Below are 23,378 nucleotides of genomic sequence, written 5' to 3'. Positions count from 1 at the left end.
AAACACACGACAGGCATTCATGGGTGCATGAATGCTGTTATCTTAATAAATGATTAGATACAATTGGGAGGCTGTGTAAGAATGATACAATGAATAAGATCCGGTGGCAACTGACTATATTCTTCACAGGAAGAATTGACTTTGTGCTGATGAACATCCATCAACATTTGCATAGTAAAATATTTGTCGGTTTCCCAACGGTTCTTTTTTGATGCATTGCGTGAGGAGCAAGGATCTTTAGTGTTCTTCACATGGTCAACTAATTCTGAAACCGCGTTAGCTTCATTTACATCGTGATAACATGTATAGATGAGCAGGTTGCCGTTTTCTTTAATGGATACAACGTCATACATTTCATTTTTATACTGAAATTCATGATCATCATTCCACGAAAACTGATCTTGTGAATTTTTCGAAATGATAATGGTAACCAATTCATTTTTGCCTTCAGGCCTTTTCATCATTTTCCCGGCATCCGATTTGGCGATCAGCATTTTATTTTCAAACAGAAAATAAAACCCCAGCGAATCGAAGAGGAAAAAACAAATAAGTAATATGATGGTGAAGGTTCTCATTGAACAATGGAAGCAAAGCTATGATAAATATATTTTGTTTTCATGCCAGTGGATGACAGTCCCCATTTGAATAGACGGAGTGCAGGAAGGGATTTAGAGATAGGATCACTTTCATGGGAATTTTTATATTTCATCAACAATTTTTTTGTCGATGTTTCATAGCCTGTGAATGATGTTGCAATAGTGGTTAAAAATACAACCACAGACTAAAAGAAGCCACTTGTTTTTTTATCGGCGGGTTTGCGCTCTGCAAGAAAAAACTGCAGATTAGAAAATGCCGTGCGCCCCATCAAAATTAGCAGTCACCAATCGCTCTCTACTCTTCGCCCATTCTATACTTTTACAATAACTCTAAAGTGGTTATACCTCCAAATGTTTGGTAGCCATTACTGAAAGGATAACTTTGCCCTCACAATTTTTTACCATGAATCAATACGATGTAACAGTTATCGGCTCAGGTCCCGGAGGTTATGTTGCCGCTATACGATGTGCACAATTAGGAATGAAAACCGCCATCATTGAAAGATATCCTGCATTGGGTGGAACATGCACGAATGTGGGTTGTATTCCTTCCAAAGCCCTGTTGGATTCATCAGAGCATTATCACAATGCAGCACATCAATTTAAAGTTCATGGTATCAATCTTGAAAACCTCTCCGTAGATTTTTCGCAGATGATTAAAAGGAAAGAGGATGTGGTGAAAGCGAATACATCAGGTTTGAATTTCCTGATGAAGAAAAATAAGATTGATGTTTATTCCGGCCATGGAAGTTTTCTTTCGAAAAATAAAATCGCGATTAAAAAAGCAGATGGAACGGTAGAAGAAATCGAAACAAAGAAAATAATCATCGCTACCGGTTCCAAACCGTCATCCCTTCCAGGAATTACAATTGATAAGAAACGCATCATCACTTCTACGGAAGCATTGGTGCTGAAAGAAATTCCGAAAGAAATGATCGTGATTGGTGGTGGAGTGATCGGGTGTGAACTGGCTTCTGTTTATGCGCGCCTCGGTACAAAGGTGAAAATTGTAGAGTATTTCGATTCATTAATCGCGAACATGGATCGTGATCTCGGCAAAGAATTACAGCGTTGTCTGAAAAATTTAGGAATGGAATTTTACCTGTCCCATAAAGTAACCGGTGCCACAGCCGATGAAAAATCTGCCACAGTAACTGCTGAAAACAACAAAGGTGAACAAGTCACATTCACAGCAGATTATTGCCTGGTTGCAGTTGGAAGAAAGCCGTATACAGATGCATTGGGTTTGGAAAATGCAGGATTGCAAACGGATGAAAAGGGAAGAATTGCCGTAAATGAAAATCTTGAAACTTCTGTACCTGGAATTTATGCCATTGGCGATGTAATCCGCGGTGCCATGCTTGCACACAAAGCTGAAGAAGAAGGTGTGATGGTGGCAGAAACAATGGCCGGACAAAAACCGCACATCAACTATTTACTCATTCCCGGAGTTGTTTATACCTGGCCTGAAGTAGCTGCTGTTGGTTATACAGAACAGGAACTCACAAAAGACAATCACGCTTTTAAAAAAGGATCTTTCCCATTCAAAGCAAGTGGCCGCGCACGTGCTGCAAACGATATGGATGGCTTTATTAAAGTGCTGGCAGATAAAGAAACGGATGAGATACTTGGCGTACACATGATAGGTCCGCGTGCTGCGGATTTGATTGCTGAAGCAGTTGTTGCCATGGAATTCAGAGCGAGCGCTGAAGACATTGCACGGATCAGTCATGCGCATCCGACTTTTACAGAAGCATTCCGGGAGGCTTGTCTGATGGCTACTGAGAACAGAGCCATTCACCTCTGAGCGGCGAACTTGTTATCAAGAAAAATGGAAGAACCGCGATAACTAATAATCTCCGTGTTCATCCTTGCTTTCGCGGCAATATTTTTTTATTGCCACGGAACTACGAAATACACTGATAAAAAGAGTAGTTAAAATTTGCATTGCCTCTTTTAAATCAATTTCTTTGGTAAGTCTTCCTTACTTTTCACTTCATACTTTTTTCAATGAAAAAATATTTTTTACTCTGGTTGGCTTTGTTGCCATTACAAAGTTTTTCTCAAGAAGCTAATAAGGATTCTGTATGGTTTGCAGCGCACTATACCAAGATTGAACGCAGTATTCCGATGCGTGACGGTGTGAAACTTTTTACCGCCATTTACATTCCGAACGATGTAGCTGAAAAGCATCCGACATTGCTAAACCGCACTCCTTATTCAGTAGCTCCATACGGAGAACATCGTTATACGGAGCGTTATTCATCGCGTGGCGACAGCACTTACTTTCACAGGAACTACATCATGGTGTACCAGGATGTTCGCGGTAGATTTATGAGCGAAGGAGTTTTTGAAGATGTACGTCCTTTTCTTCCTGCTAAGAAATCGAAAACAGAAATTGACGAAGCCAGTGATGCTTATGACACGATTGACTGGCTCATGAAAAATATCAAAAATAACAATGGGAATGTTGGCGCATTCGGAATTTCTTATCCCGGATTTTATGCCACAGAAACAGCGTTGAGCAATCATCCTGCATTGAAGGCCGTGAGTCCGCAGGCGCCGGTAACAGATTGGTTTATTGGTGATGACTTTCACCACAACGGAGCTACCTTCCTCATGGACAACTTTGATTTTTACAGGAGTTTTGGTGTGCCGCGCCCGAAGCCATTGACTACCTATCCGCCTATTCCGGAAGTTACTTACCAGGATAATTATTCATTTTTTCTGGAGCATGGAACTTTTCATGAGCTAAAGGAAAAATTTATGGGCGACAGTATTAAATTCTGGAATGATGTGGCCGCTCATCCTGATTATGATGATTGGTGGAAAGCCCGCAATGCCCGCAACGGTTGCTATAATGTAAAACCTGCTATGCTTATAGTAGGTGGTTTGTTTGATGCAGAAGATTGTTTCGGCGCCTGGAATCTTTACAAAGCGATAGAATCGCAATCACCCGCTACAAATTGTAAAATCGTTGAAGGTCCGTGGATACATGGCGGATGGGCGAAAACAACAGGCGAAAAATTGGGTAACATTTGGTTTGAACAAAAAACATCTGCGTGGTACCGGTCGCAGATTGAGCTACCTTTCTTTGAATACTATCTGAATGGTAAAGGAGCTGATCAGATAAAGGAAGCCACTATTTTCATAACCGGCGAAAACAAGTGGCATGAGTTTAATGAATGGCCACCAAAAAATATTTCAGCAGTCAACCTTTATCTGCAACAGGGAGGGAAAGCACGCCTGGGTGAAAGCAATACGCAGGATACTAAAATTTCTACAACAGGTTTTGATGAGTACATGAGCGATCCCATGAAACCTGTTCCTTATACGGAACATATTCACAGTGAGCGTACGGTTGAGTACATGACAGATGATCAGCGTTTTGCATCCCGGAGACCGGACGTATTGGTATATGAAACGGAAGTACTGAAAAGTGATGTAACGCTCACAGGTGCAGTGATGGCAGATTTGTTTGTAAGCATTTCAACTACCGATGCTGACTTTGTGGTAAAATTGATTGATGTGTATCCTGATGATTTCAAATATCCTGATTCAATCAAAATCAATTACCCGATGGGCGGCTATCAAATGCTGGTACGTGGTGAAATAATGCGTGGAAGATTCCGAAACAGCTTTTCCATTCCTGAACCATTCATTCCGAACCAGGTGAGTGAAGTGAAATTTGAGTTGCCGGACGTAGCGCATACTTTTCAGAAAGGGCATCGCATCATGGTGCAAATTCAAAGCTCCTGGTATCCGTTGGCTGACCGTAACCCGCAACAATTTATTGATCCCTATCAATGCGAAACCAAAGATCTCATCAGTTCCAACATAAAAATTTATCATGATGCAGGTCATGCATCCAAAATCATTTTACCGGTTTTAAAATAGTTCAGAAACCGAAAATGACATAATTTGCGCCGTCTTTTAACCCCAAACCCCTTCTATGAAAAAACGTTTGCTCACGCTTGTGGCCATTGCATTATTTTGCAACGGCTTCGCACAGAATAATTTTCACCAACTGATTGTAAATGATCACGGGCTTTCAAAACCTTTCACGGAGCTGTCGCCATCACAGCGCGTAAGTTTTGATGCCACTAAAATTTCTTCCATACTAGGACTGAATTCAAGCAGCAACCTTGTATTGATGAGCGCTGAAAATGATCAGCTCGGCGAAGTTCATTATCGCTATTATCAAACCTACCTTGGAAATCCGGTAGAGAATTCGATGTATATCGTGCATACAAAGGATGGTATGATCAAAAGCATGAGTGGTTCTATTGTAATGAATTTTGATCCGCAGACCGCCTTAAATAAATCTGCGCCATTAAAACAGACTAAAGCGATTCAGGCTGCTGTAGAATATGTGAATGCAGAGAAATACATGTGGCAGGATCAGGTGATGGAGCAACGCTTGAAAAACCAAACCGGCAACACAGCTGCTTCCTATTACCCTACGGCTAATTTGGTTTGGTATAATGCGGGAGATGAAATTGACCCAGTCAGTCTGAAGCTCGCTTACAAAGTAGATGTGTATGCACAACAGCCGATGACCCGGGCTGATATTTATGTTGATGCACAAACCGGAAATATTCTTGGCACTTCTGATCGCCTTTATCATTCAGATGCCACCGGTACTGCAGCAACTGCTTACAGTGGAACACAAACAATTCACAGCGATTTGAATGGAAGCAGCTACAGACTGCGTGATTACACAAAAGGAAATGGTATAATTACCTTGAAAAGCAGCGGCAGCGATTATTCCTCTTCGTCAGCTAACTGGACCATTACCGGACAGGACAAATATGCGCTCGATGCCCACTACGGTGTTGCTTCCACGTATTCATTTTACCTCGCCAACTTCAATAGAAACAGTTTGAATAATGCAGGTATTGCACTGTACAGTTATGTAAATGATCCTTCTCAAAACTTCAATGCAGGATGGGATGGTTTTGAAATGTTGTTTGGAAACCTCGGAAGCGGCGGGGCAGGCATTACGGCGATTGATGTTTGCGGCCACGAATTAACACATGGAGTAACTCAATACACCTGCAATTTGAATTACAGCAATCAGTCAGGTGCCATTAATGAAAGCCTGAGCGACATCATGGGAAAAAGTGTTCAGTTCTGGGCCAAACCGACTGACATTAACTGGCTGCTGAGCAATGATATGAACTGGGGCATTCGCAACATGTCGAATCCAGGTGCATTCAATCAGCCTGATACTTACCTCGGTTCGCACTGGACTACCAGCTCAGCAGATAACGGCGGCGTTCATACCAACAGTGGTGTAGGTAATTTTATGTTTTACCTGCTGGTAACAGGCGGAAGTGGCACCAATGATATTGGCAATGCCTACACGGTTACCGGCATTGGTCTTTCAGAAGCTGATCAGATTATCTATCGCACACAAACTGTGTATCTCACCAAAACATCACAATATGCAGACTGGAGAACGGCCTGTATTAATGCAGCCACTGATCTGTATGGTTCCAGTTCAAATGAAGTGATACAGGTTAAGAATGCCTGGTATGCAGTGGGTATTGGTACTTCCGGAGGAACTTCCTGTGGAATTCCTGCGGGACTCAATGCAACTTCCATCACCAACACTTCTGCGACTCTTAACTGGACTGCTGTGAGCGGTGCAACAAGTTACAATGTTCAATATCGACCAGTAGGATCATCAACCTGGACTGCTACCACATCCACTACGGTTTCAAAGGCGGTTTCTTCATTGACAATTGCCACGCCGTATGAATTCCAGGTGCAGACGGTTTGTTCGGGAGGAACATCTTCTTTTTCCGGCTCTGTAAACTTTACTACTACAGGCGCAACTGTTTGTGCTGAAAGTCTCGAGCCAAACAATACAAAAAATACAGCGGCTGCGATTGCAGTTAATGTGGACATCAAGTCACAAATCAGCACCAGCACAGATGTTGACTGGCTTTCTTTTGCCAATAACAGTGCTGCTAAAAACATCAAAGTAACATTGACAAGCTTACCGGCTAATTATAACCTGTCACTTTACGACGCGGCGGGTACTTTAGTGGCATCGTCAAAAAAAGGTGGCCTTAACGACGAGAGCATCATATACAATACGAGCGTGATCGGGACTTACGTGGCTAAAGTTTTCGGTGCGAGTGGTGCCTTCAACAACACACAATGTTATACGCTTCATGCTTATACGAGCAGTACTGCTTTCCGGCTTGATGAAGGACAAGGATTAGTTGCAGAAGAGGCAACAACCATGTTTACGCTTTATCCGAATCCTGCATCCGACCATTTGAATATGCAATATGATGGAACAGTTGAAACGGATGCAACCATTCGCATCTTAAATATGCTCGGACAAACCATCTCGGTTAGTGTACAGCATGTAGCGCCCGGAGAAATTGTTCCACTGGATATTTCTTCGCTTGTAAACGGGAAATATCTCGTTGGGTTTACAACCAATAATCAGCAGGGTGTAAAAATGATGGAGATCATTAGATAACATCCAATTTTTTATGTTGCAGCGGCACAGGATTATTTCTGTGCCGCTGTACTTTATAAACCGCTGATTTTATTGTGGACTTTTTTTATGAAGTCACCGAATCTCCAAAGTAGATAGCTTTGTTGAATGCAACCTGTAAAGCGAATTAATTTATGGAGCGGGCCACGGAACATATCCACCGCTATGATGTATTCATTTGCACAGCGAAATGATACTGTTGTAATTGACGAACCGTTGTATGCGCATTTTTTAAATGAAACCGGATTGAATCATCCCGGAAGAGAAGAGGTGCTTGCATCACAGGAACAGGACGGAAGGAAAGTAATTTCAAATGTGATGCTGGGAAATTGCGATCATCCCATTCTTTTCTTTAAACAAATGACGCATCATTTGCTAAACCTGGAGTTGGATTTTCTATCGGAAACCTTTAACATTCTTCTTATTCGCGATCCGAAGCAAGTTTTAATATCTTATGCTAAAGTAATAACACAACCATCTTTAAACGATATCGGCATCAGGCAGAGTTATGAATTGGATCAATTCTTATCAGGAAGAAATTATCACCGGTTGATTATTGATGCAAGTGATGTGGTTAGAAATCCCGGGAAGATGCTGACAGCAATGTGTGAAAATCTGGGTATCGGGTTTCAGCCATCAATGCTTCAATGGAAAGCAGGTGCACGGCCGGAAGATGGCGTTTGGGCAAAATACTGGTATAAAAATGTGCATCAGTCCACGGGATTCACGCCCTTTGAAGAAGCAGCACAAGAATTACCACCTGACCTTCAGGAAATCTATGAACAGGCAAAACCTTATTATGATTTTCTTTCTGAAAGATCATTGAAATGATGCAACTGTTGCCTTTAATACACGAGATAGTTCCGGAGCTGGCATTGTAAGTGTTTTATGAACCTGAGTCAGTGTGCTTTGGGTATAGGAGACTTATAAAAACAATCTTGAAGTAAATCCGCTTCAGAATAAAAACCCGGAACAGCAGAAGTCTTTTCCGGGTTTTTATTGGCAGGTATTTTATTTTACAATAGAACGCAGCTCTTCATTGTAATCAACTACTACTTCATTCCAGGTAGTAAGCATATTTTTCCAACTGCCAACGCCGTATAATTTTTCATACGCCTGTTTCACGCCCCAGTCTTTCCCAAAATCAACATAGTTGGTAAAGCTGGTAACTATTCCTACATCAGCTCCTCCCTGTATGTGAACCATATTGTGATACACCATAAACGCTCTGTCACCCAACGCTACATACGTCTTGCTCAACTGCTGCAGGATTTCGTTAAAGCGATCCATTTCAGCATCTTTTACATTGATGGCCCAAACATCATAGTGATCAGATTTTAAAAAAAATTCGCGGCCGGTCGACAAATCAGCATCGTACTCATTAATGGTAGTAGCACCATACTCCTCAATGAATGGATCAACATTTTTGTTCCAGTCATCTGCATGTTCAACTTTGTCAGGCCGCGCATCAAGCCCTGCATAACCTGTAGGGCCCATCACCCACACATACCATCCTGATTTTAATCCGTAATCAATCGAACGCAAACCAGCCACATAAGGACCGCTTGGGTGATATTTTGCAACATGAGCTTTAACAGCCGCTTCCATTTTATCAGTCATTCCCTTTTTGGGTAACAGGTACATCGATTCAACTATTACTGCAGGTTTCGTTTCACCTGGCTGTGCGACAGCAATTGCCAGCATCAGCGTAAGCGCAAAACTTAGAAGCAAGTTCTTTTTCATATTATTTTGATTTTGGTTTGGAATTTAACAAGGTAGTTATTGTTTCTCTCTGAATCAATGCTTTCATTACAGGTTATTGCGCTCGCGGATGGATTGAAAAAATTTGGTGATCTGTTTAATTTTGACACAGGAGAAAGTATGAGTTTCCATCACCTGCCTGAAAAGTAAAACAGTGATTTCGGGAGATTCAATTACATTGCAATAACGATTAAATCAGCATGACTTCATCACGCCAACTTGCCGCCATCATGTTCACCGACATTGTCGGTTATACTGCTCTTATGCAGAAAAATGAAACTTTGGGCCGAAAACAATGGGAAAAGAACAAAGAGGTTTTTGAAAAGTGCCTTGCTAAATTTGAAGGGCAACTGTTGCAGTATTACGGCGATGGAACACTCAGTATTTTTAAAAGCGCTGCCAATGCCGTGCAAAGCGCCGTTGAAATGCAAACCCTCTGCCGCCAGGAAAAGGTGGATTTACGAATCGGCATTCATAGTGGTGACGTGATGTTTGACGATACCGGTATTTATGGTGACAGTGTGAATGTTGCATCACGCATTGAATCACTTGCCGTTCCCGGCAGTGTTTTTATTTCTGAAAAATTATTCGATGAAATACGCAATCAGAATATTGAGGCGCAGCCGCTCGGTTATTTTGAATTGAAGAATGTACAGCAGCCGATGCAGGTTTATGCTGTTTCTAATCCGGGCATTGTGGTTCCTTCAAGAGACGATGTGAAAGGAAAAGTGAAGCAAACACTCAATGCGGTGGCAGTGCTTCCATTTACAAGTCTGAGCTCCGATCCGGAAAATGAATTTTTTTGCGATGGTGTTACTGAAGAACTGCTGAATGTGCTGGCGAAGATTGATGGTTTGCAGGTAACTTCCAGAACTTCTTCGTTTGCCTTTAAAGGAAAAAATGAAGACATCCGCGAGATTGCCGGCAAGCTGAATGTTCAAAAAGTATTGGAAGGAAGTGTTCGCAAGGCGGGTAACAAAGTGCGCATCACTGCGCAGTTGATCAATGCGGCTGATGGTTATCATATCTGGAGTGAAACTTATGAACGCAGCATAGAAGATATTTTTGCGGTGCAGGATGAGATTGCCAGAGAGATTGCCAATAAATTCCGCATCAATCTGAGTGAAGCGGAACACACGAAAAAACTGGCCAAAGTTCCTACTGAAAACCTGGAGGCCTATAAACGGTATATACAGGCGCTGCAATTATTTGATAAAGCTGATCCCGTGTCGAGACGGCGATCCATTGAGTTATTCAATGAAGCTATTGCCCTTGATCCTTATTTTGCATACCCACATGGATGGCTCGCATCGTTATATGCATTTTACGGACAGATTGGTGCAATGCCCGCAAATAAAGCAGCAGAACTAACCAACTATCATGCAGCACAAGCCATAGCGATTGATCCTGAAAACGCGATGTCACTTATCGCTATGGCAACAATAAAATTTTATATTGAATGGGATTGGAAAGCAGGATTGGAACTAATAGAAAAAGCAATAGCGATCAATCCAAATGATCCGATGGTGTATTCAGCGCGCGCCGAATTCCGGTTTATACAAATGCAGTTTGACGAGGCCATAGAAGATGCCAAAAAGGCTCATAAACTCGATCCTTTATCTATCGATATTGTTGCAACTGTAACCCGCATTTGTGTAACTACCGGTCACTTTGAAGAAGCTGAAAAATATTGCAGAGAAGCAGAAATCCTTGATTCAAACCATATACTCGTAAATAACATGCGTGGGTATATCACCGGTTTTAATGGCGATTGGAATAAAGCACTGGAGATTTTTGAAAATGTATATAAAATTGCCGGTGATTTCCCGCTCCTGCTGCTCGCCCTTGCTTTTGCTTACTCAAAACTTGATGATAAAAATGCCTTGCAAAAATTATTTGAAAAAGTATTGGCGTTGCAGCAGAATCAACCGGAAACCCATTTTGATTTTCTGTTGCTTTCCATCTCTATGTGGCTTGGAGATCAGGAAAAAATGAAAGAGTATTTTGACCGCTGTGTGCAAAAGAAGTTGCTCTGGTCCATCCTGTTCTACGGCACTATTTTTATGAAAGGATTTGAGCACTATGAACCGATTGTGAATGAAAGGAAGAAACTTGGGTTGCCGGTAATTAAATAGGATGCTTGTATCATGAATTTTAAGTCGTGAATTCCACTACCTGCTCAACACCACATAATCATTCTGCAAAGTTTTTAAAAACGCTGCTTTATTTCCCGGCTTTTCTGAAAGCTGAAGCTGATCCGCCATTTTATCTGCCAGTAAGGTAACAGCTTCCAGATGTGAAGCATTGTTGAACCGCTTCAGCCGGTCAAGTGTCTGCTTTACAAGCAGCATATCCTGTTCGGGATAGTTTTTAATTTCTGTATAAGTGGGTTGATACGTTTGCATGGAATGAATGGAAAGAATTTCCTGCAAACTGACCGTTGCCCAGGGATTGAGTTTTATCACCGCGGTACCGGCTAACAAATCACCAAGACGTTGCTGCCGTTCCGTTGAAGTGATCAGCATCACGGCAATGGATCCGAGCGAAAACCAAATGTCAATAAACCGGAAGGCCCAGCGTATCAGGTAATCACTCATCGTCGCTTCTTTACCGGTGAGTTTCACAATCTTCAGTCCCATCAATCGCTTGCCGATACTTTGGCCGTTCAGTAATACTTCCTGCGTGAGCGAGTAAAAAAGTACAAAGGGAATGATCAGCAGGTACATCACATATCCAAATGAATCCGTTGAAATAACTGTGGTGAACAACAAAACCAGCAACATCACTGAAACAAACAATACAACAAGATCCATAAAGAACGATAGCAAACGATCACGCACCGAAGCCAATGCATATTGGATGGTTACATTTTGTGTGGTGATGATGTCAATGGTTTGCATCTGGAACAATTAGCGTCAAAATGATGACACGGTTAGGACTGTTTTCTGAAATTTTCCCATCTTACACATTCGATGCGCGAAACAAATTTCATAAAGCAAAATAAGGAAAAATGGTCGGAGTTCGAAGAGATCCTGAAGCAGGAAAAAAAGATCCTGATAAGCTCAGTAATTTATTCGTTCAGATCACTGATGACCTTTCCTTCTCCCGCACTTTTTATCCCAACCGTTATGTTCGTGTCTATCTCAACAATCTTGCACAACGCACCTTTCTTCATATTTATAAAAACAAAAAGGAAAAGCGCGGCAGGTTTTTTTATTTCTGGAAGGAAGAACTTCCTTTGCTCGTTTATCATTCACGCATTGAATTTCTGCTATCACTCTCTATTTTTCTGCTTTCCTTTTTTATCGGTGTTTTCTCCTCCATGCACGACCACGATTTTGCGGCGTTAATTCTTGGTGATAATTACGTGAACATGACGACTGAAAACATCAAGAGCGGCGATCCGATGAAAGTGTACAAGGAATCCAATGGCCTCGATATGTTTCTCGGCATCACCTTCAACAATCTGAAAGTTGCCTTCATGACTTATCTGTTCGGCATTCTTTACGCCGCCGGAACTATTGCCATCTTACTGTACAACGGAGTGATGGTTGGCACTTTTCAGTATTTCTTTATTGAACACAACTTGTTTCGCGAATCTTTTCTCACCATATGGATGCATGGCACACTTGAAATTTCCTGCATCATCATCGCCGGTGCTGCAGGATTGGTGCTGGGAAGAGGACTTGTTTTTCCGGGTACGTATTCGCGCCTGCAATCCTTACAATTCTCAGCACGTAAATCATTAAAAATCATGATTGGCATTGCACCCATTATTGTAACTGCCGCAATCATTGAGTCTTTTTTCACACGTTTTACAGATGTGCCAGACTTGCTCAGGCTCTGCATCATTTTATTTTCCCTCTTTTTTATATTGGTGTATTTTGTTTGGTATCCCATTCAAAAATCCCGTGCGTCATCGCTTCCGCCGGAAATAAAAATACCCGCAGCAAACAGTCAGCCGCTTGACATTACCATCATCCGTAACAATGGTGAAATCTTCGGCGACATTTTTATTTTTTTCAGAAGGCATTTCAGTAAGTTCATTCGACTGGCCTTTTTGATTGCATTGCCGGTAAATATTTTATTGTGGATCATTAATCCTAACGGGTGGCGTACCGATTATCTTTTTGGCCGCTGGTCATTTTTAAATCTTGGAACGTATTTTCACCATCACTCCATTATTGTTTATGCAGTCAACACCATCGCGCTTACCATTAATGGATTTTTTGTACTGTATTGGCTTATCAGGGAAATCGGACCTGATCCGGATCGTAAGCTGAAATTTTCACTTCTTCATTTTCTGCGAAGTAACTTTTACAAGGTGTTGCTTGTTTCTGCATTGCTCAACGCGCTTTTTCTATTGCCCAACGAAATTGCATTGTTCGTTTTTCCTTTGCTGTTTCCCGTCACACTTATTTGGCTATTCAGTATGGTCTACCGCGAAACAAGTCCTGTTGCTGCGATAAGGAAAACCGTTGGGTTGATAGTTGAAAGCTTCGCGCGACTCTATGGACTTTTCCTGATGCTGCTCCTCGTTTCATTCATCATTTATTTTTTTATCGACTCTCCGGTGATCTGGTTGCTGGTGAATGTTTTTAAATGGAATATATTGCTCGATCAGGAAACCGTAAACCTGCTCTATGATTTTATTCTCCGGCTCCTCACTTACTTTGTCATTCACCTGTTAATGCCAATCGCGATGGCAGGATTCAGCCTGCAGTATTTTACGCTCAAAGAAATTAAGGAGGCCACCAACCTGAAGCAGCGCATCGCAATGATTGGAACAAAAAACGGAAAATGATGAATAGTCTGCATCGCTACCGGATCGTTGAACTTTCAGTTTTCAGATTCCTGTTGATTGCTTTATTAGTAATCATTCAGTTACTGAAAATTGCAGTTGCGCAGGACTCAATAATCCAGGCAATGGAACCTGTGGATTTTGTTGATTCTGCAACTGCAGCAATTCCTGTGATAGCTGATACACAATATCTTCATCAACAAGCAATGTTGCAGGAGCAATATGTTCAGCAAAGTATTGAACAGCATTCTTTCAATACTGAAACCTGGAAAAAGGCAACGCAAGGATTGGATTATACCGACAAGCGTACAAAAGAACCTGACAAAGAAAAAAAGGAACCTTCCGTTACGCCGGTTTTCAATATCTCGCAACAAACATTGCGCGTGATTGCATTGGTCATATTATTCGCTGTGCTGCTTATTATTTTGTTAAGGGCTTTTGGCGTGAATATTTTTCTGGGAAGGAAAAAAACAAAGACGGAGAAAATATTTTCTGCCGAAGAATTTGATGAAGACTTTCCTGAAACGGAACTCGATCGCTTGCTGCGGGAAGCAATTGAAAGAAATGATTTCCGCCTGGCAGTCCGGATCTATTACCTGATGGCGATGAAAGAATTGACGAATAAAAAACTCATTCTCTGGCGAAAGGAAAAAACCAATTTCGATTACGTGCTCGAACTGCGCGAAACAGCGCAATACAAAAGTTTCAGAGAAGTTACGCTCCTTTTTGAACGTGTCTGGTATGGTGAGTTCCCTGTCAGTGAGCAACGCTTCCTCGAGCTCAGCGAAAGGTTTAAGAATTTTTTAACCACACTCAAAACCCTTTCGTGAAAAGTAACCGCACAATAGTGGTGATTGCCGTGGCAGCCATTTGTCTGCTCCTCGCTTTTGTGCTCTATCAGTTCCGCGGTAATAATCAGGTAAACTGGTATGCGATGTTTCGTGAAAAGGAAAATCAGCCGTACGATGTAAGCGTGATTTCAAAATTGCTTACAGACTATTTTCCTGGTAAGCAATTTACATCGATCAATAAACCACTGGTTGAATCGTTGCCTTTATCTTCTGCTGAAAAAAGCAGTTATGTTTTTATAGGCGCTGAATTATACTTTTCTGATACCGATAGGGTTCAGCTCCGCGACTTTGTTTACAATGGAAATGATGCCTTCATAGTTACAGAAGTCCTGCCGGAAGACCTGCTGACCAATATTTTCAAATCCTCTTCTTACAATGGGTACATATTTCATTATTTAATGGATTCAACCATTCATGTCAACTTTGTGCTTCCATCATTAATAAAGTCCGGTGATTATACTTACGACTACATTTACGCATGGAAAAAGGAAATATTTGAATGGCGTTATTTTTCAGATTCCATCAAAAACGGAGGTCCTTATTTTATTTCGCTGGGCACCATGAATGACTCACTCATGAATTTCATCAAAGTTCCATATGGAAAAGGCGCGTTCTACTTACACTCCAACCCTATTTGTTTTACTAACTATTATCTAAAAGAGCATGAAGGATTAGAATATGCGCAAAAAATTTTCTCCCATCTTTCTTCATCGGATATTTATTGGGATGAATTCAGCAAAGTGCCGCAGATGAATCCCGGCAATCGTGGTGATATTGAAACCCCACTGCGGTATATTCTTTCACAAACCAGCCTGCGTTGGTCCTGGTATGTATTATTAGTGACGTCAATAATGTTCTTATTGTTTCGTGCAAAACGCAATCAACGGATCATTCCTGTTGTAGAGCAGAATACTAATTCGTCACTCGAATTCATTCACACCATGGGCAGACTTTATCTGTTGCAACATGATCACCGTGCATTGGCATTGCAAAAGATGAAATTGTTTCTCACTTTCATCCGCAGCCGATATGGCTTGCAGACAAAAACCACCGATCATGATTTTGTGCTGAAGCTCTCTGAAAAATCGCAGGTGGAACACAACAGGATTGTGCAGCTGCTGGAAGAATATCAAACCATTGAAAACATGAATGATATCAGCGAAGCGCAGTTAACCAGCTTTCATTTGGAGTTGGAATCATTTTACGGGAATTGTAAATGACATTTGTATTTATTTCTGTACACATTGCGTGCTCAGTTAACCCATTAGAAAAAAAATACGCTTCAGGCAACATTTACCTATCTTAATGCATCCTGCCATAAAGGAGAAGTATTGTAATCGTGGAATTGCATGAACTGATTAAAGGCTGTCTTTCAGAAAACCGTAACTGCCAACAGGAGCTTTTCAACCTCTTCGCCGGCCGCATGATGACGCTGTGCATCCGCTATTGCGGCAATCGGCACGATGCAGAAGATGCCTTGCAAGAAGGATTTATTAAAGTATTTGATCACATCAGTGAATTCAGAAATGAAGGTGCCTTTGAAGGTTGGATGAGAAAAATATTTGTAAATACTTCTCTGGCTCACCTTCGTAAATCACATGTGAAATACGAAAATTCTCCGCTCGATCAGGTCGATGTGGAACCGGAAGACCATTCGCTCACCGACCATTATGCAGCACAAGAGTTGTTGGATTTTATAACAGCACTACCGACAGGCTATCGTACTGTATTTAACATGTTTGCTTTGGAAGGATATAATCACAAAGAAATCGCAACGCTCCTGCAAATAACAGAAGCAACTTCACGCACACAATTTTTTAAAGCACGCAAAGCGCTCCGCGCAATGATAAGTCACAAGGAGGTGACTACTGCATGAAAACTCCATCAAAAAGCTGGGAAGAAAAGCTCAGCGAAAAAATGGCGGCTTACGAATCACCGGTTCCTGCCGGCCTTTTTAATACTGTGATCAAAAAAAGGGAACAACGGAAATGGCTGGCCAATCTGCGGAAAAGAAGTCGTAGTCTTTGGCTGCTGCTATTGCTGTTGATCCCATTCACTTGCCATTATTTAAACAACGGAACTGTGCCGGTTGGTAAAAATAATGTTGGGCAAAAAGAGATCACTTCTGAAAATAAACATTCAGTCCTGTTACCTGAAGCGCCTCCTTTATCGTCAGATGTAATTTCTCTCAAGCAATCAACTTTTTCTTCCTCAGAGAAAAAAATCAATCAAAACAATGAAGATGCTTTCAATAAAAAGAATGTGGATGAAAAACGCAAATCAACTAAAAATCCACTGGTAGTTAATTCTTCTGAAGAAAGCGCTATTTCCGGAACTTTCTATAACACTTCTAAAATATCCCAAAAGGAAAAATCCGCAGGCGCAACACAACAGGATGATTCAATGCTGCCGGTGATTTCTACTGTTTCGCAACCGTTTCAATTGGTGGAATCTTCCAATAAAAATTTTAATGCAAATCAATCAAACTTTGAAACTGAATTTATTGCTTCCCTCCCATTAAATGCACAAAATCTCTTCTATGAAAATAATAGAACCGCCAGTAAAATATTTTCTGAAAAATCAAGCAACGAGCTAATTGATTCAACTGCAGCTATTGAAATTTCACAGACTTCCTGGAATTTACATTGGTCGTTGGAAGCATTGTTTGCTCCTGATCTTTCTTTTCAGCAATTGACGGATCAACCCAACGATTCACTCACGCTTATTGATTGGAACAAGCAGATGGAAAAATCATTTACAACAGGAGTACGCTTTTCGCTGAATTTTGATGTTGGATTATTTATGAAATCCGGTCTTCTCTATTCAACAGAGCAATCATCTTTCACCTTGCAAAAAAACTGGGAAGTAGCTGTAATTACGGACAGTACTTATTTCTACACTATCTGGTCGCCGTTTAAAGATCCGGTGCAGGTTTTTTTCAGTGATACTGTTATTTCTTCAACCGATTCACTTGCGTCATATGCATCATCCATTACTTATTCTTACTGGAATATTCCCTTGCTGATCGGTTATACCTTCGAGCTGCAGAAATTTCAGATCAGTGCACAATCGGGTGTCATACTCAATGCAAGCTTTGCCCAAAAGGGATCAAGCATTAATCCGGAAACACTGGAACCTGTTACATTGCCTGAAAGCGGGACATCTTTCTTCCGCAATCGCGCTGCACTTAGCTATTATGCCGGTATCGAAAGTGAATATCGTTTTAATGAACACATAGGAATTTTTGCAGAACCCTATTTCCAAATACAATTAAAACCCATCACCGGCGATGCTGCGCCCGTAGAACAACAACTCCATAAATTCGGATTGAATACAGGAATAAAATTTTCATTCTGATAATCGCAGGCAACATTTCAGATATTTTATGCATCAATGTGATGAACCGGTTTTATTCATTTATTCTTTCATCCATTTAAAAACAACATTTATGAAAACCATGAAATTTTCTACACTGCTTTTGTTTTTCTTTTGCATAGTATTTCATCAGCAGCTAAATGCGCAGGGCTTGCATTATAATGCTTCCGCAGTGCTGGATACCGGAAATATTACAGCCACTATAAACTCCAATGGCCTTCTTTTCAGCAAGGTTAGTATCAACGCGGCCGGCAATACTACGAACCTTCTTCCCGGATTTGAAGTGCCCAAAGGCAGTAACACGCATGCCACCTTTGCTGCCGATTTATGGATTGGTGGCTTAGATGATCTCGGTCAATTGCATGTAGCAGCTTCTACCTACCGTCAGCTCGGCGATGATTTTTTTCCGGGGCCGATTGATCAAAGTGGCACAGCGGGAGACACCGGTGTATGGGATCAGGTTTGGAAAGTTGGAAAAGCAGAAATTCAAAATCATAAAAATCATTACACAGATGCAGGATATACAGTGCCGGTAAATATTGCAAGTTGGCCGGGAAATGGTCCCGCAGGTTTTGATCCCATCATGGCTCCTTTTGTTGATTTGAATAACAATGGCATTTACGAACCGGCCTCCGGCGATTATCCTTCCATCTACGGCGACCAGGCAGTTTACTTCATCTTTAATGATCTCGCTTTGCCTCACACAGAAACCAGCACAAACGCACTTGGATTAGAAGTACATGGTATGGCGTACACTTTCAGTGAAGAAACCAACCCGTTGCTCTCCAATTGCATTCTTTTCAATTATACCCTAAAAAATAAATCAACAAGCAACTATCACGATGTATATATGGGATTGTGGAATGACTTTGATCTTGGTTGCGCCGGAGATGATTATGTAGGAACAGATGTCGCTAAGAATTCAGTTTTTGTTATCAACGGAGATTCCATTGACGGACCTAACTGTGCAGTCAATTATCAAGGTATTCCTCCTGCACTTTCTGCAACGTGGTTAAGTCATCCACTTTCAAAAACCATCGGCTACCACAATGATTTTACTCCATTGGGAAATCCTGAAAACGGTGCTGACTACTATGGATATCTGCATTCAACCTGGAAAGATGATTCTCCGCTTGCAGTGGATTCATTACATCCGGAAGGTTATGGTGGCGTTAATCTAACAGACTATTATTTCCCGGGATTTTCTGATTCTTCTGTTTCCGGTCAGCCCTCTAACTGGTGGTGGAATGCCGGTCTCGATCCTACTGATGTTCGCATGGTCGGTTCTATTGGTCCCATGAATCTCGCTTCACAGGAAGTGATCAGTCTTGACTTCGCTTACATTTATAATCCTTTGAACGGTGCTGATGAAAACGGAGTAGGTCGACTGATTCTTTCTGATGTAATTCAATCGGTGATTGATCAGTATAATAACGGAACGATATCTTCTGTAAGTGAGCCAACGGTAAAGGTTATTGATGTAAGTGTTGCTCCCAATCCTTTCCATGATTTCACTACCATCAGTTTCAAAGGTTCTTTTGATAACATTCAGGTAACGGACCTAACGGGAAGAATTGTTTTTCAGCAAAGTGTCAGCGCACAATATTCTATCAGGCTGAACAGAGATGCGTTGTCAAATGGAGTGTACCTGGTAAAACTTATTTCACAACAACAACAATTGACCACCAAAATTCTGATTCAGTAAAAAGTTAAATTTTTGGAGTTGGTATAAAAACCGCCGTTCAATCACAACGGCGGTTTTTGTTTTTAGAAACTTCTGTGATGTTAAGTATTGGGTTTTGTATTAAACACGCTATGCTTTACTCGAAACCCTTCGACAGGCTCAGGGAGCGCACTCCGAAGGCGTTCCCTGAGCTTGTCGAAGAGTGTCGAAGCTGTTCCCTGAGCCTGTCGAAGGGCGTTAAAAAGTTTTAGGAGATGAATCTTAATACCAAGTTCAGTTCTTAAAATTTTAAATACTTTGCAATTAATTATGGAAGAAACAAACATAACTCCTGAAAATCAGGATTGGAAGACAGACCAAACAGCACAGCAAAAAATCAGTGATGCGGTAATCAGCATTCGATCTGAAATCGGAAAAGTGATTGTAGGCCAGGATGATTTGGTTACGCTGCTCATCACCGGATTATTTGCCGGGGGCCACTTACTGATTGAAGGCGTTCCGGGCATTGCGAAAACACTTATTGCCAAGTTGCTCGCGAAAACATTGTCGATCAAATTTTCGCGGATACAATTTACGCCCGACCTCATGCCGTCAGATGTAACAGGCACTTCAGTTTTCAATTTCAAAAATTCTGAATTCACTTTCAACCGCGGTCCGGTGTTTTCAAATATTGTTTTGATTGATGAAATCAACCGTTCTCCTGCTAAAACGCAGGCCGCTTTGTTTGAAGTGATGGAAGAACAACAAATCACTGTTGATGGTATTACCTATAAAATGGAATTCCCCTTCATTGTGCTGGCTACGCAAAATCCGATTGAACAGGAAGGCACTTATAAGTTGCCGGAGGCACAGCTCGATCGATTTCTTTTTCGTGTGAAAATCAATTATCCATCACTGGAAGAAGAGAAAAAAATAATTCACTTATTCAAAGAAGACTTCAGCAACCGTAAATCTCTGGAAGTGCAACCTGTTTTTTCTGCAGCCGATATTGCAGCATGCAGGAGATTGACAGAACAGGTGCACATTAAAGACGAACTGGTAGCATACATTGCGCAGATTGTTTATCAAACCAGGAACCACGGCGACTTATTCCTTGGCGCTTCACCACGCGCATCACTTGCCATATTGCGTTCTTCAAAAGCACTCGCGGCCATCAAAGGCCGTGACTTTGTAACACCTGACGATATTCAATTTGTAAGTTATCCGGTTTTAAATCACCGTATCATCCTTACACCAGAACGGGAAATGGAAGGCATGGAAGTGGAAGATGTGATAAGGGAAATCATCCGCAAAATTGAAGTGCCCAGATGATGCGCATGATACGGCATCTCTTTCTTACCAATCGCCTTTTTTATGCAAGCGGCGGAATAGCAGTTTTATTTGCAGTCAGTTTTTTTCTGCCTTTTTTATTTGTGGTGGCGCAGGTGTTGCTGCTTGCCGCTTCAGCCATCCTGATCGTAGATATCGTATTGCTTTTTAATCCTTCGTTAAAAATAAGCGGCAGAAGAAACGTGCAACAGATACTTTCGTTGGGTGATGAAAACAAAATGTCTGTTGAACTTGAAAATATCAGCGTGCTATCGCTGCACATCAAACTGATTGATGAGTTGCCGGAACAATTTCAAAGGCGGGATTTTGCTTTTCAATTTAAAATATATGCGAAGGAAAAAAAGAAAATCAACTATTCACTCCGGCCTGTTACACGTGGCAGCTATCAGTTTGGCAATCTCAATTTATTTCTGAGCACCAACATTGGACTTTGCAGCCGAAGATGGATTATTCCGTCGCAAAGTGAAATTGCTGTTTATCCATCCATTATTCAGATGAAACAATTTGAATTAAAAGCGCTCGCAAGAATATCAACTCATGAAGGAATAAAAAAAATGCGTCGCCTCGGACACAGTTATGAGTTTGAAGAGATCAAGGAATATGTGCGTGGTGATGATCACCGGAGCATTAACTGGAAAGCTTCAGGCCGCAGCAATTCATTGATGGTGAATCAGTATGATGATGAAAAGGCGCAACAGGTTTATTGTGTGATTGACCGAAGCCGGACCATGCGGATGCCTTTCAATGAGCTGAGCCTTCTGGATTATGCAATAAATACATCGCTCGTGATTTCCAACATCGCTCTCTTGAAAAGCGATAAAGCCGGACTCATGACGTTTGCTGATAAATTTCAAACTTTCATTAAAGCGGAACGTAGCAGGCAACAACTGCAGAAAATTCTTGAAGCTTTATACGCACAGCGTGAAGAAACGACGGAAGCAAATTTTGAATTGCTGTACCAAAGTGCACGCTACCACATGAATGGCAGAAGCCTGGTTTTTCTCTTCACCAATTTTGAAAGCATGTATGCATTGGAAAGAGTGTTGCCCATCCTCCGGCGCATTAACCGGCTGCACCTGCTGGTAGTCGTATTCTTTCAGAATGCGGAAATTGAGGATTTCAGTAAAACGGCAGTTTCCTCGATAGGCGATATCTACGATCAAACCATCGCGCAAAAATTTCTGAATGAAAAAACCCAGCTTTCCACGGAATTGCGGCGATACGGCATTCAAAGCATACTGACGAGACCTGAAGATCTTTCCATCAATACCGTAAACAAATATCTCGAATTCAAGAGCAGGGGACTTATTTGACTGCTATATTAAAGATCAGGCTGAAAAGTTTGGTAAAACAACTGGCGCCGTTGTGTTTCCGCCATTCGTCAGTGGTCCCTTGATAAGGTCTTACGTCTGAAAGTCTTATGTCTTTTGTAACCAACCGCCAATCCCATACAGATTACCCTTCTTCGCACTACATTTTAAAAAAAATTAGGTTACGCAAAATATTGTCGTACATTTGTCGCCTTAATAATCAAAAATTTTAATTACAAAATGAAAAAAGGAAAAGTAAAATTCTTCAACACCACAAAAGGTTTTGGATTTATCAATGACAGTGCTACCGGACAAGACATTTTTGTCCATGTTACCGGATTAGCTCAGGACATTCGCGAAGGAGATGAAGTGGTATTTGAAGTAACACAAGGCAAAAAAGGCTTAAATGCAGTAAACGTTCGTTTAGCATAATCATTTAATTCCTTTCCCGGAAAAGCCTCCCTAAATCAGGGAGGCTTTTCTGCTTTATAGCGGTTTATCGCTGCTTTTTGCTGTATAATTTATGCGTTTCAATGTATTTGCCGACGTTTTCAGGAACCAGGTAACGAATTGATTGCTTTCCTGATACTAACTTCCTGATAAGCGTGGAAGAAATATTCAGATATGGCGCTTCAAAAAAGGTGAGGTGAGCATGTTGAATGGAAGCCGGTGAAGCAACTTCATTCCTTTTATAAATAAGCACCTGGTACGTATCAAGTATCTTTTGATAATCTTTCCATTGTTCTAAAATATCCAGGTTATCTGAACCCATCATGAGCGCAAATTTTTTCCGTGGAAACATTTTAGCGAGTGCTTCCAGCGTATGAATAGTGTATGAGGGTTTGGATAAATGAAACTCGATATCATTGGCCGAAAAATATTTATTGCCCTTGATCGCGAGTTTCAGCAGCTTCAACCTATCTTTTTCCGGCCACAAAGTCATTTCTTTTTTCAATGGATTTTGGGGGGAAAGAATAAACCACACCGCATCCAGTTTCGCCTGCTGTCGCATGAATTCAGCAATAATTAAATGCCCTGTATGGATTGGATTAAATGAACCGAAGAAAAGACCTGTCATGAAGGTGAAAGGGGAAAAGTGAATCGTAAACGGTGAATGGTGAAAATAAGCAGGATTGGTGAATTCTATTCGCTAT

Annotated in this window: 17 protein-coding genes and 1 pseudogene; 14 read left to right on the top strand and 4 right to left on the bottom strand. The window is 41.3% G+C overall.

Translation table 11 applies throughout. The features are described 5' to 3' along the window. Nucleotides 1–53: 53 nt before the first annotated feature. Nucleotides 54–575, bottom strand: coding sequence for a hypothetical protein (locus tag IPO83_07120; GenBank protein MBK9731042.1), 522 nt, complete (start codon nt 573–575; stop codon nt 54–56). A gap of 424 nt (nt 576–999) precedes the next feature. Between IPO83_07120 and lpdA the strand changes: the two genes are divergently transcribed. The 4 genes from lpdA to IPO83_07100 all read left to right on the top strand — a co-directional run bounded on the left by lpdA (nt 1,000) and on the right by IPO83_07100 (nt 7,944). Then, nucleotides 1,000–2,403, top strand: coding sequence for a dihydrolipoyl dehydrogenase (gene lpdA, locus IPO83_07115; protein MBK9731041.1), 1,404 nt, complete (start codon nt 1,000–1,002; stop codon nt 2,401–2,403). A gap of 203 nt (nt 2,404–2,606) precedes the next feature. Next, complete coding sequence (locus tag IPO83_07110) at nt 2,607–4,493, top strand: CocE/NonD family hydrolase (GenBank protein ID MBK9731040.1); 1,887 nt, start codon at nt 2,607–2,609, stop codon at nt 4,491–4,493. 55 nt (nt 4,494–4,548) lie between these two features. Then, on the top strand, nt 4,549–7,095 hold the full coding sequence (locus IPO83_07105) for a M4 family metallopeptidase (GenBank protein MBK9731039.1): 2,547 nt from the start codon (nt 4,549–4,551) through the stop codon (nt 7,093–7,095). A 126-nt stretch (nt 7,096–7,221) separates the two neighbouring features. Then, on the top strand, nt 7,222–7,944 hold the full coding sequence (locus IPO83_07100; protein ID MBK9731038.1) for a sulfotransferase family protein: 723 nt from the start codon (nt 7,222–7,224) through the stop codon (nt 7,942–7,944). Between the two features lie 180 nt (nt 7,945–8,124). Here IPO83_07100 and IPO83_07095 read toward each other — a convergent pair whose 3' ends face one another. Further along, nucleotides 8,125–8,856, bottom strand: a complete 732-nt coding sequence (locus IPO83_07095) for a hypothetical protein (GenBank protein MBK9731037.1) — start codon at nt 8,854–8,856, stop codon at nt 8,125–8,127. Between the two features lie 218 nt (nt 8,857–9,074). On the opposite strand from IPO83_07095, the gene IPO83_07090 reads away from it, so the two are divergent. Further along, nucleotides 9,075–11,009, top strand: coding sequence for a guanylate cyclase (locus tag IPO83_07090; GenBank protein MBK9731036.1), 1,935 nt, complete (start codon nt 9,075–9,077; stop codon nt 11,007–11,009). A gap of 36 nt (nt 11,010–11,045) precedes the next feature. Here IPO83_07090 and IPO83_07085 read toward each other — a convergent pair whose 3' ends face one another. After that, nucleotides 11,046–11,774: an RDD family protein gene (locus tag IPO83_07085; GenBank protein ID MBK9731035.1), complete on the bottom strand. Its 729-nt coding sequence runs from the start codon at nt 11,772–11,774 to the stop codon at nt 11,046–11,048. A gap of 72 nt (nt 11,775–11,846) precedes the next feature. Between IPO83_07085 and IPO83_07080 the strand changes: the two are divergent. The 9 genes and pseudogenes from IPO83_07080 to IPO83_07040 all read left to right on the top strand — a co-directional run bounded on the left by IPO83_07080 (nt 11,847) and on the right by IPO83_07040 (nt 22,656). Then, nucleotides 11,847–13,678 (top strand): annotated as a pseudogene (locus IPO83_07080) (stage II sporulation protein M). Continuing rightward, complete coding sequence (locus IPO83_07075) at nt 13,675–14,505, top strand: DUF4129 domain-containing protein (GenBank protein ID MBK9731034.1); 831 nt, start codon at nt 13,675–13,677, stop codon at nt 14,503–14,505. The pseudogene IPO83_07080 and the gene IPO83_07075 overlap by 4 nt, the downstream one beginning before the upstream one ends. Next, complete coding sequence (locus IPO83_07070; GenBank protein ID MBK9731033.1) at nt 14,502–15,746, top strand: hypothetical protein; 1,245 nt, start codon at nt 14,502–14,504, stop codon at nt 15,744–15,746. The genes IPO83_07075 and IPO83_07070 overlap by 4 nt, the downstream gene beginning before the upstream one ends. Before the next feature lie 119 nt (nt 15,747–15,865). Continuing rightward, on the top strand, nt 15,866–16,402 hold the full coding sequence (locus IPO83_07065; protein MBK9731032.1) for a sigma-70 family RNA polymerase sigma factor: 537 nt from the start codon (nt 15,866–15,868) through the stop codon (nt 16,400–16,402). Next, nucleotides 16,399–17,883, top strand: coding sequence for a hypothetical protein (locus tag IPO83_07060; protein MBK9731031.1), 1,485 nt, complete (start codon nt 16,399–16,401; stop codon nt 17,881–17,883). The genes IPO83_07065 and IPO83_07060 overlap by 4 nt, the downstream gene beginning before the upstream one ends. Nucleotides 17,884–17,974: 91 nt before the next feature. Further along, entirely contained in the window at nt 17,975–19,606 is a 1,632-nt protein-coding gene (locus IPO83_07055) for a T9SS type A sorting domain-containing protein (GenBank protein ID MBK9731030.1), read from the top strand. A 288-nt stretch (nt 19,607–19,894) separates the two neighbouring features. Next, nucleotides 19,895–20,896 (top strand): MoxR family ATPase, encoded by a 1,002-nt coding sequence (locus IPO83_07050; GenBank protein MBK9731029.1) that lies wholly within the window; start codon nt 19,895–19,897, stop codon nt 20,894–20,896. Next, on the top strand, nt 20,893–22,227 hold the full coding sequence (locus tag IPO83_07045; GenBank protein ID MBK9731028.1) for a DUF58 domain-containing protein: 1,335 nt from the start codon (nt 20,893–20,895) through the stop codon (nt 22,225–22,227). The genes IPO83_07050 and IPO83_07045 overlap by 4 nt, the downstream gene beginning before the upstream one ends. Before the next feature lie 237 nt (nt 22,228–22,464). Next, nucleotides 22,465–22,656, top strand: coding sequence for a cold shock domain-containing protein (locus tag IPO83_07040; protein MBK9731027.1), 192 nt, complete (start codon nt 22,465–22,467; stop codon nt 22,654–22,656). 64 nt (nt 22,657–22,720) lie between these two features. On the opposite strand, the gene IPO83_07035 is transcribed toward IPO83_07040, so the two are convergent. Further along, nucleotides 22,721–23,302, bottom strand: a complete 582-nt coding sequence (locus IPO83_07035) for a nicotinate-nucleotide adenylyltransferase (protein MBK9731026.1) — start codon at nt 23,300–23,302, stop codon at nt 22,721–22,723. Nucleotides 23,303–23,378 lie beyond the last annotated feature (76 nt).

Source organism: Chitinophagaceae bacterium, assembly GCA_016717285.1.
Classification (GTDB): Bacteria; Bacteroidota; Bacteroidia; order Chitinophagales; family UBA10324; genus JACCZZ01.
This window is presented reverse-complemented; position numbering and strand designations above follow the sequence as displayed.

What these genes read in the sequence shown, in the direction of transcription:
- IPO83_07105 (MBK9731039.1), top strand. Translation starts at nt 4,549, where the DNA reads ATGAAAAAACGTTTGCTCACGCTTGTGGCCATTGCATTATTTTGCAAC.
- IPO83_07120 (MBK9731042.1), bottom strand. Translation starts at nt 575, where the DNA reads ATGAGAACCTTCACCATCATATTACTTATTTGTTTTTTCCTCTTCGAT.
- IPO83_07040 (MBK9731027.1), top strand. Translation starts at nt 22,465, where the DNA reads ATGAAAAAAGGAAAAGTAAAATTCTTCAACACCACAAAAGGTTTTGGA.
- IPO83_07100 (MBK9731038.1), top strand. Translation starts at nt 7,222, where the DNA reads ATGCAACCTGTAAAGCGAATTAATTTATGGAGCGGGCCACGGAACATA.
- IPO83_07060 (MBK9731031.1), top strand. Translation starts at nt 16,399, where the DNA reads ATGAAAACTCCATCAAAAAGCTGGGAAGAAAAGCTCAGCGAAAAAATG.
- lpdA (MBK9731041.1), top strand. Translation starts at nt 1,000, where the DNA reads ATGAATCAATACGATGTAACAGTTATCGGCTCAGGTCCCGGAGGTTAT.
- IPO83_07085 (MBK9731035.1), bottom strand. Translation starts at nt 11,774, where the DNA reads ATGCAAACCATTGACATCATCACCACACAAAATGTAACCATCCAATAT.
- IPO83_07035 (MBK9731026.1), bottom strand. Translation starts at nt 23,302, where the DNA reads ATGACAGGTCTTTTCTTCGGTTCATTTAATCCAATCCATACAGGGCAT.
- IPO83_07055 (MBK9731030.1), top strand. Translation starts at nt 17,975, where the DNA reads ATGAAAACCATGAAATTTTCTACACTGCTTTTGTTTTTCTTTTGCATA.
- IPO83_07045 (MBK9731028.1), top strand. Translation starts at nt 20,893, where the DNA reads ATGATGCGCATGATACGGCATCTCTTTCTTACCAATCGCCTTTTTTAT.
- IPO83_07075 (MBK9731034.1), top strand. Translation starts at nt 13,675, where the DNA reads ATGATGAATAGTCTGCATCGCTACCGGATCGTTGAACTTTCAGTTTTC.
- IPO83_07090 (MBK9731036.1), top strand. Translation starts at nt 9,075, where the DNA reads ATGACTTCATCACGCCAACTTGCCGCCATCATGTTCACCGACATTGTC.
- IPO83_07095 (MBK9731037.1), bottom strand. Translation starts at nt 8,856, where the DNA reads ATGAAAAAGAACTTGCTTCTAAGTTTTGCGCTTACGCTGATGCTGGCA.
- IPO83_07110 (MBK9731040.1), top strand. Translation starts at nt 2,607, where the DNA reads ATGAAAAAATATTTTTTACTCTGGTTGGCTTTGTTGCCATTACAAAGT.
- IPO83_07050 (MBK9731029.1), top strand. Translation starts at nt 19,895, where the DNA reads ATGGAAGAAACAAACATAACTCCTGAAAATCAGGATTGGAAGACAGAC.